Annotated in this window: 3 protein-coding genes; 2 read left to right on the plus strand and 1 reads right to left on the minus strand. The window is 42.3% G+C overall.

Annotated elements, in window-relative coordinates:
- Positions 1 to 17: 17 nt before the first annotated feature.
- Positions 18 to 4751 (minus strand): glycoside hydrolase family 70 protein, encoded by a 4734-nt coding sequence (locus HMPREF2979_RS07490; protein ID WP_070655949.1) that lies wholly within the window; start codon positions 4749 to 4751, stop codon positions 18 to 20.
- A gap of 533 nt (positions 4752 to 5284) precedes the next feature.
- Here HMPREF2979_RS07490 and HMPREF2979_RS07495 point away from each other — a divergent pair.
- Positions 5285 to 6616, plus strand: coding sequence for a hypothetical protein (locus HMPREF2979_RS07495; protein WP_083312374.1), 1332 nt, complete (start codon positions 5285 to 5287; stop codon positions 6614 to 6616).
- 172 nt (positions 6617 to 6788) lie between these two features.
- A complete protein-coding gene (locus HMPREF2979_RS07500; protein WP_070655951.1) occupies positions 6789 to 9950 on the plus strand; it encodes a hypothetical protein in 3162 nt (1053 codons plus the stop codon).
- The last annotated feature ends 741 nt before the right edge of the window (positions 9951 to 10691 follow it).

The raw sequence follows: 10691 nt of genomic DNA on the forward strand, positions 1-10691 counted from the left end.
ACATTTTCTCTGCCTACTTATCGTTTTCTGACCCAAGCTCCAGTATTGGCGTCATAGTAACGGCGTTGGCCTTTAACCCAGACGTAACGGCCTTTGATCTGACAGCCAGAAGCGTCAAAGTAGAGGTGTTGGCCGTTGATGACTTGTTCACCAGTTACGGCTTGGCCTGAGGCGTTAAAGTAATACCAAACACCACGAGAAATTTGGATAAAGCGATTGGTCACGGCTTCACCACTGTTGGCATCAAAGTAGTATTTCTTGCCTCTGTAAGTCAGGAGTTTACCCTTGGCTTGAACACCATTGCCTTCAAAGTAGTAAAGTTTACCATTGATATGTTGGAGACCAACTACCTTTTGACCATTTTGGTTGAGGTAAGCCCATTTGTTGGCACCAACTTGGACAAAGCGGTTGCTTACGGCCTGACCTGAATCACCATCATAGTAACGGCCGTTGGCCCAGGCACCCTTGACTTGGCTATAATCATTGTTGAAATAATAGTGATTACCATTAATGACTTGAGCACCTTTAACCAACTTACCATTGCCATCGACATAGTACCACTTGTTGTTTTCCGTCACAAAACGTGAACGGGCAATTTCACCACTATCGCCATCAAGGAAGTAACGTTGGTTATTGATAGTGACAAAGTGTCCTTTAACCTGACGACCTTCATTGTCAAAGTAATATTGCTTACCGTTAATAGTTTGAAGGCCTGTCACGGCATAACCGTTGCTATCGAGGTAATACCAAGCCTTGTTTTCAGGATTTTGCGCAAAACGGTTGACTGCGAGATTTCCTGTATCTGGAATGAAGTAACGTGTGCGTCCGTCCGCAAAGCGGATGAACTTGTCTTTGGCTTGAATACCAGTCTTTTCATCGAAATAGAAGGTTGTGCCATACATGTCGTGGAGACCACGATACATTTGACCGTTGCCATCAAAATAGCGAACGTCTTGGCGAGGACCTGCAAAGTCGTAGAATCCGTTAAAGGCCTTAACCCCTTTAGGATCGTAGTAATAGACGTGACCATCACTGCCTTGGCGAAGGACATGACGTAGCTGAAGCCCATTGTCTAGGAAGAAGTATTTCTTACCATCAATGACCTGTTCACCTGTGACCATGTTGCCATTCTTATCAAAGTAATACCACTGGTTGGCACCGATTTGAATGAAGGTATTCTTAGCAAGGTAACCACTCGTTGATAGGTATTGGACCTTATCTCCCACCCTACGGAAACCAGTTGCTGTGATTTCTGTCATTTGTTTAGGAAGGAAGGTTTGACCTGCTTTCAGGTTGAAGTATTGGTTTGTGGCGTTATCTTGCAAGACATAGCGAGCTCCTGTGCCTTGGATATTGCTTCCATTGAAATACTTGGCTGACCATTGCGTGATTTTCTCATTGGTTGTCAATTTACGGCCGTTTGAAATCTGCACGCGCTCAAAGATAGCTGGGTATTTTGCCTTCAATTCATCAAGGAAGGCACCACCGTACTTGCCTTGGAAGTCATTTCCAAAGGTACGTGTTTTAGCTGCATAGAGACTATTGTAGATTTCGGCATTTGGACGTGGTGTGCCGTAGCTGTTGGTACGTGAAGCTGTTACCACTTCTTTTCCAGGAAGGTTGTAAATTTGGTCTGGAACCCAGTCAGCAATGGCTGAGATACCTTCAGCGTGAAGGGCACGAAGGGCATCCATGAGGTCTTTGAGTGAACCGTATTTGTTGTTCTTACTCATGGCAATATCGTAGCGGTCCTCGAAGGCGTACCCATTTTCAATGATAGAATCCAAGAAAGTGCCGTCTTGGCTAGACACGTACTGTGGCGCAAATTCAAAGGAAGTGATTCCCCACTCTTTGAAGCGTTTGGCATTTTGAGCAATGACACGGTTGGTGTACTGACTTGGTGTCTTAACGAAATCTTGGAAGTTTGAGAAACCTTCGTAAATGACCTGTGAGTCAAGAGCTGCTGATGATTCAAAGACCTGCTCACCCTTCTTAGTTGTCGAAGCCTTGGTGCGGGCATCTTGGTTTTCAGAAGCACCTACTGGCACCCAAACTGCCAAATAACCTGAAACTTCAACGGTTGAATGACCAGCAATATCGTCTGCCGTGAAGGTCAAGTTCCCTTGATTATCCGTATAGCGAACCAATCCAGCTGGCACATCAGAATCCTTGAGGTAGGTCGCAAGACCTGTCGATTTGCTGAGAAGCAATGGGCGGTAAGCCTGATTTTTGTGGGCGGCTCCCATATTGACCACTAGACGGTCATTAGCTGCCAACTTCATATCTGGACGGTTGGCTGTAAGGACGAGCATTCCTTGGTTGCGTGTTTCGGCAGTACCAAGCTGGTTGGCTTCTTCTGCCCCCTTACCATAACGCACAGATGACATGATTTCATAGCCATTGAGCTTAGTGACCTTCATGTCTTGACCACCTGCTACATATTTAATACGAGCACGGAGCAGGGCATCGATGGCATTATAGTATGGTGATTTTTGAGCCATGTATTGCCCATCGTCGGTAAAGAGATCACCGTAGTAAACACGAGTGATACTGTCTTTATTGGTCAACATTGTGGCATAGGCAGCTGGGATATTGTACTGGGTGTACTGTTTATCAGCCTTGCGCATGTCCGCATTGTAGATTTCGAAGGCCTGTTTGAGCTCGTCCATGGTGAAGGTGAAACCATCTGTTTTTGGATTAATCTGCTTACTGATGATATTAGCCAAAACAGCTTGCACTTCACTATCATGGGCACGCACGAAAATATAATTGGCATCACGTGGCGTGTGTTTCTGCTCACTTGAACGATTGTTAAGAGAGTTAGTAATCACTCGCTCCAAGCTACCACGGTAATTGCTCTTACGCAAGAAAGTCGTCAAAAGCGTTTCACGTAGTGGATTGTCGATAGACAACTGAGCACCCTTGGTATCCTTGTTGTATTGATGATCGTTGTAAGACCAAGCTTCAAGAATTGACAAGTGAGCAATGGCGTTGGCTTCATTGTCTGCGACACGGTATTTTTCCTTGAAGTAATCAGAAGCAATCTGCAAGAGGTCCGCATCCACATTGTCCACCGCATCGATACGAACACCGTCAAAGTTGGCACTTGGATCATTGCCAAGGATAGAACCAATATTCATGATGTAGTGGAGCCAGTTTAGTTGCTCGGCCTGAACAGCTGGGTTAGAGTTGTCGATATCGTTAGCCAAGAGCAACTCGTAACCACCATTTGAACGGTCAATATGGTATTTGCGTGTCCCCGTTTGGTTAGTCGGTGTGCGGTTCATGAGGCGGAAGTCTGAATTGGCATGACTGGTCGTACTATTATTGAGGAAGGTAAGAGCTCCTCCTTGCAAGTGGTCTTTACCAACTAAGAGATTGTCCTCACTCTCTGAGTTCCAGCCAGGCTGTGTTTTGATGAAATCTGACATCAACTGGCGAAGCCAAGTGGTATTGCCCTCACGACCAATACGTTCCTCGATTCCTCGTTGAACCGTTTCGGCAGCAGCTGCCAAATCATAGCTCATCATGTCAGTCGTATAGGTCTTATCACTAAAGCCTTGTTGGCTCATATAGTTGAGGTAGTTAACCTGTGTCACCTTGTCTGGCCACCAAGTCATCAAAAGGGGACGATAATCTTTCTCAGTTGAAGCTGTCCAATTTTTCCCGTCCTTCAAGATCTGTTTTGGACGGTACCAGCTATCAGCCGTCAAGAAATTATCCAAGTGTTCAAAACTCTTACTTGACGTATCATAGGCCTGGTTATAAACCGCATAGATAGAGTTATTTGGAATGGCATCGGCACGATACAAAGGTTTACTTTGATCTACCATCGCCCCAGTTTCATCGAAATAATAAAGGCGACCATCAAGTTCAATCGCTGTGTTCTTTTTCACAACACCATTTTCAACATAATACTGCTTGCCATCGATAGTCTTCAAATTTGAAGCTACTGGTTTATAATCAAAACTTGGCTGACTTGGTTGGACCGGCTTATTAGGTTGAGACGGTTGACTTGGTTGAACAGGTTTGTTTGGTTGATTTGGCTGCGTTACAATGGTCACATTGGGTGTAGTTCCATTTGGACTTGTCACCGTCACATTTGGCTTAGGCGTATTTGGCCCTGTGATGATGGTCACATTGGGTGTTGTACCGCTGGCCGTAATCGTAATGTTAGTGTTGCGGTTGGCATTGATACGAATAGTGCTATCAGCAGTGCGTGTGGCAATTGATGGTGCTGCATTGGTCAATACTCTAGGTCTTGCTTGTTCTGTCACACTTGGAGTAGACTGAGCACTTGTTTGCCCAGCTACTTGAGTTGATGTCTGACCTTGTGACACCTGTTCAGTAGTCTGTGTCTCTTGGCCACTAGCTTGAGTTTGTGAAGATACTGCCACTTCTTGACTGGCAACTGGACTAGTTTGTGCTTGGACAGTTGCCTCTTGGCTGACTGCACTTGTCGCCGCCTGGAAGCTTGTTTCGTAACTTACGCTGGCTGTTGCTACTGCTGACACACTTGCTTGAGCACTAGCTTGCTCAGTAACAGTTGTTGTCGTCACTAGACTGGCAGTCCCATCCTCACTCAGTTGCTGCAAGCCATCACCATTTGGCGTGCTTGTCTCATCGGCCTCTACTTTTCCTTGAGCTAGAAGGCTTCCACCTGCCAAGGCAACCATTGAGAGAGTGGTCACCCCGATAGTTACCCAGTTTTTCTTAACCTTGTGTAGTTTAAAACGTACCTTATTTTCCATCTATATCAATCATCCTTTTTTCTGTTGTTATCTCTACTCTATGATATATTCAGATAAATTACAAATAGGAAAAAGTCATCTTCTTTTCATAAATCTCTGCCGGACGCTTCCTATTATTAACTTTGATTAGTAAAAATGAGACCTTACACCATATGTAAGGTCCTAAATAGAGTTTTTTTGCTTCTCAAACTCCTTCAAGCGCTTATCCTTAAAGGATTTTCATCATTAAAGTAAGCTTCAATTAAGCTTAAGAGATAGCAAAACTATGAGAGAAGCAGACCCAAAAAAGACAATTCTGAAAAGAAAATTTTAGATAGAATGACTCTATTTTTTCATCTGACTAAGACTGGATCCTGTCTATAGCGAGCGAATATTAAAGCACAGAGAGATTATTTGAGAGGAACCTACTCCATCCTCTAGATTTCTGAAAGAATCTTCTAAATTTTCTTGCATTCTGACGCAAATTGGCAGAAAAACCTAGGAAAGTCAGACCCATTCAGTTATAATAAAACTTAGGAAAAAGGAGGAAAATTATGAAAGTACATTCTAATTTTGCTGGACAGACGTCCAAACATCGTCTTCTTGCGCTCTCATGCGCAACTGCTCTTGCTGGTTTTGCCTTTATCGCTAAACCTGCCCTTGCCGAGGAAGCTACAGCTGACAGCACTGCCAACCTCGACACTAGAGCTACGACAACCACCAATGTCAAGACAACAGCTGATCTCGTTGAGACAAAAGTTGTCGATGCCACGCCAGCGACAGAAGCGACTGCTAACACTTCAGAAGAGGCAGCAAGTGTCAACACTGACGCAGCCACAACTCTTACTAAAGTGACTGTTAGCCAAGAACAAACACCTGACCAACCTGCTGTAGCAACGAACGCAGTTGAGGCCCAAGCCACTAATACTGACGCAAGCACTTCAACTGGTCATTATTACAGTGATGACCAAGGCAATTGGTACTATAAAGATGCCAATGGTGAAAACCTCAAAGGTGCTCAAACCATTGATGGTCAAAACGTTTACTTCCGTGATAATGGTCAACAAGTTAAAGGTGGCCTAGCTAAATCAAATGGTTTCTTGGACCGCTACTACGACGTTGATTCTGGTGACCTTTGGACTAACCGTTATGTCGAATTCAATGGTAACTGGTACTACCTTGGCAACGACGGAAAACCTGTTACAGGGGCACAAACCATCAACGGACAGGAAGTTTTCTTCCATCCCTACCACGGTTTCCAAATTAAGGGTGACTTTGCAGGCTACTACTCAGAAGCATCTACTTACGGCAACTACTACGACGGCCAAACTGGTGACAAGGTCACTCACAAAGGCTTTGTTCAACGTAAATTAGGTGACTGGTTCTACCTTGATGACAAAGGTGACAAGGTGATGGGCCTTCAAACTATTGATGGCAAGCTCTACTACTTTACTGCTAGTGGTGCATCAAAATACATCCAATATGGGAAACAAGTTAAAGGGGAAGCTATCTCCTTTGTTAACAACTCTAAATACGCACCTGTCTATGGGGTTGGTACTAATGACAAGGTAACACAGCGCTACTACTTCGACGAAAACACTGGCGAAGCCGTTAAGAACCGTTATATCTACCTTCAAGGTGATTGGTACTACTTCGGTGACGATGGTAATGCCATCCGCCCAGAATCTGGTGAAGCTGTTATTGATGACCAAGTGGTTTACCTTTACAAATCTGGTAAACAGGCCAAAGGTGAGCTTATCGAAGTCAACGGTGTTCCTCACTACTACGATGCCAACTCTGGCGCTCGTGTGTCAAACGCCATTCTCACAATTAAAGGTAAGACCTACCAATTTGACGCTGACGGTAACGGTAAACTTATCGGATAATTAAAAAATATAAAGATAAAAGGAAGTCGGGTTTCGACTTCTTTTTTCGTTTTTTCTCCCTCTTAAACATTAAAAATGTAAAGGTATTCATTCTTTTTGTCTAAATCTTTTATAATCTCTTGATTAAAAAATAATAACATTTATAATAATAATTAAGAAAAGGAGGAGGGTTATGAAAGTGAATTCTAATTTCTTTAGGTTGACGTCTAAAAAGCGTCTTGTTTCCCTATCTTGTGCAACTGTTTTAGCTAGTTTTGCTCTGATTGCAAGACCTGCCTTTGCTGAAGAGGTCACCACAGATAAACCTACAAATCTCGATACGACAACAGTTACGACTGCGAGTGTCGAAACGACTGCTGATTTGGTCGAGACTCATTCTTCAAGTGCTGTAGGCCTATCAGAAACAAGTGCTGCTTCTACGACTGAAAATGTCTCATCAAACAGTACAGAAACAGCAAATTCTCTTCTTGCGACTTCTGAAGCGACTAGTGACTCAGCCTCAAAAGCAGGGAGTCAGAGTCAAGCTGCTAGCGAAAGTCCAAACACTACAAGCACTACTGCTTCAACATCAACTGCCACTTCTACAGCGACAAGTGAAGCTAATTCGAATACTCCTGCTACATCCAGTGAAACCAATATTACTGGTGGAGAATACTATCTTGGAGACTACGGACGCTGGCACTATAGAGATGCTAACGGAAAGGACCTCGTAGGCCCTCAGACTGTTGATGGTATTAAGGTCTACTTCTACAAAACTGGTGCCCAAGCCCGAGGTGAATTTGCCGAAGATAGAAAATATTATGATAATGAAAAAGGAGCCTTGGTCACAAATAGCTATGTCACCAACAAAGATGACACCTACTATATTGATGAAAATGGCTACGCCCTAAAGGGCCCTCACGTTATTAATGGTGTCCATGTCTATTTCAATGATAATTGGCAGCCAGGCAGTACGGGGGCTATGCTCAAAAATGCCTTTGGGAGAGACAACCGATACTATAATGAGAAAGGTGAACAGGTAGATTTCGGCACAAATAACTACTTCCAAATTGGAGAGGATTGGTACTATGCTGGAAGTGATGGAGCTATCGTCAAGGGTCCTCAGATCATAGATGGAAAGAAAGTCTATTTTGAAAAAGAAAGTGGTAAACAGGTTCGAAACCATTTTGTAAAAGATGCTACTAATCCTAAGAAGTTATATTACTATGGTGACGATAGTGGTGCTTTAGTCACAAACCAATACCTTGTAGCCTACAATAAGCAAACGCAAAGAAAAGAGCGTTATTACCTTAACGCTGAAGGTACGCCTACCTTAGGAGAGCAAACCATCGAAGGCAAACACGTCTACTTCGACCCTCAAGACGGTCGACAACTGTTTGATGTTTTTTCAAGTACTGGTCACTACTATGATCAAGATGGTATTCTAAAAGATTTTGGTACTAACCACTACGTCAATATAAAAGGAAATTGGTACTATGTTGGTAGCGACGGAGCTTTTGTAAAAGGTCGTAAAGTTATTAATGGCGCTCAAGTCTACTTCGACAAGGATGGTAAGCAAGTCAAAGGTGGCTTTGATGACGATAATAATTTCCATGACATCAACGATGGAGACCTTGTCACTAATCGTTTGGTAACAGTAGGTGATAAGAGCTACTACATCGGAACCTACAACAAAGCTATCAAGGGTGCTACCGTTATTGATGGTATAGAGTATTATTTTGACGATACTACAGGCGTCCAAGTTAAGGGAAACTTTGCATCTAATGGCAAATATTATGATGCTAGAAGCGGAGCCCCCGTAACTAACAGCTATGTCCAAGTCGGTCAAGATTGGTATTATGTTGATAAAGAAGGAAAAGCCGTAACAGGTGAACATACTATCAACGGTGAACGTGTTTACTTCGAAGATTATCGTGGTAAACAGGTTAAGGGTAACTTTGCTGAGAATGGCTATTATTACGACCAACATACCGGTGCCAAAACAGATTTGGGCACTAATCGTTATGTTCAAGTGAATGATGACTGGTACCATATTGGATCAACAGGAACCATTCTCAAAGGGCAACAAACTATTGATGGTGTTGAGGTCTATTTTGATACAACCACTGGTAAACAAGCCAAGGGAGTTTTCATCAACGAATACGGTAATGCAGAAAATCCAAATTATGGGCTAAATACTGTTAAATTCTATGACAAAGATAATGGCGCCCTCCTTAAACAGCAATACTTTAATTTTAATGATAATTGGTACTATGCTGATGCTGACGGAATCATTCTCAAAGGTGCGCACACTATTGATGGTGTCGATGTCTACTTTGATAAGTCAAATGGTAAGCAAGTCAAAGGGAAGTTTGTTACTGAGTCAGGAGATGTAAGTGATAGTGGGATTCACTACTATGACAAAGATAATGGCGCCCTCATCAAAGGGGGTTACTTCACTGACGGTGGCTACTGGTATTATGCTGACGATCAAGGCAATCTTCTTTCAGGTGAACACACCATTAATGGGATTAAGGTTTACTTTAATCCAAAAACTCACCGACAAGCCAGAAATACAATTGTCAATGGCTACTATTATGACAAAGAGACCGGTGCACCACATGCAGTCCCTCGAAATCAATTCATAGAGATTGATGATGATTTGTACTATTTTGATAGCGAGGGCAAGCCTCTAACTGGTAAGAAAATCATAGATGGGAAGGAATATTATTTCAGAGAAAATGGTTCAGCTCGAAGAGGGGACTTTAATTTCTTTGGTACAGGGCCATATTATGACAAGAAAACAGGGGCTGCAGTCTATAAAGCTGGTCTCGTCGAAGTTGGTAATGGACACTGGTGTTACATTAACGACAAGAGCGAAAAGCTTCTTTATCTCCAAAATATTGATGGCAAACTCTACTATTTTGAAAATTTTAGAGCCATCTATTACACTTCAGGGTATCTCGCTAAAGACAAAGTACTCAGTCCTGAGGCTGAAGACTATGATCGACACAGGGGTACAACGGCTGCTGAAGTTGTTAAATCAGAACCTTACGCTTATTATTACTTCGATGCCGACACAGGTGCTGCCGTAACCAATCAATTCATCAACTGGCGGGGGAATACCTACTACTTTGGTGCTGACGGCAAAGCACTGGTCTTTGATCAAATCATAGATGGCAAACACTACTACTTTGATGAGCAAGGTAAACAAGTCAAAGGGCAATTTATTTTAGATTACAATGGCAATCGCTATTTTGATGATAATACTGGGGAACTCCTAACTAATACCATTCGAACTATTAATGGTAAGACTTATTCCTTTGATAAAAATGGTAAATCTACAGAGATTTAATTCTCCGTTTAAGATATGGAATTCCAGATAATCATTTCGCATTGACTAAGTATCAACCCTTTCAATGGTTATTGAAAGGGTTTTTGTTGCTTCTATTTTTTCCTATACACCCTTAAACTCTGACACTAGCTCTGAAAAATCCTTATTTGCAATAAAATCATGTCAATTATTTAACATTTTAGGTATTTCTGTTAGTTTCTATTGTTTATTCTTAAAAAAGGATTATAATGAAGCTAGGTGAACATGTAAGCGTTTTAATCTTGCTTTAAAGGACACTTGGGGGATTATCTAAAAGATTGACATTAGTCGCTTAATGTCTAAATAAGAATCATAGTAGGATGACCATTCCTGAGTCACTTTGAACCATCAAACTAGGGCTCATTTCTAAAAATACAGCATCATTTCAAACTAGAGCTCTAGAGGGGACGCCCATACTAGTAAGCTCTAGTTTTTTGTGTCTTAGAAACCCAAAATAAACGAGATCTTCCGTGCTTAGAAAGGAGGAAAATTCTAAACGACTCTCGTTTTCCTAGAATCATTTCATCAGGACTCATGTTTGCCTTGAACAGTCTCATAATACAAAAACTGAGGAGACTTGGAGAAATAAGGATTGTCATAAAAAAGGTTGCCCCACAACCTTAGGGACTCTACCCAATACTCACTTTTCATAAACTCTCATGACAGCCCTTATTTTGCAGTATGTAAAAAGTTTAAAATGAAAGGAGAATTATCATGGAAAAG

The sequence above is a fragment of the Streptococcus sp. HMSC078H12 genome (genome assembly GCF_001814615.1).
Taxonomy (GTDB): domain Bacteria; phylum Bacillota; class Bacilli; order Lactobacillales; family Streptococcaceae; genus Streptococcus; species Streptococcus salivarius_F.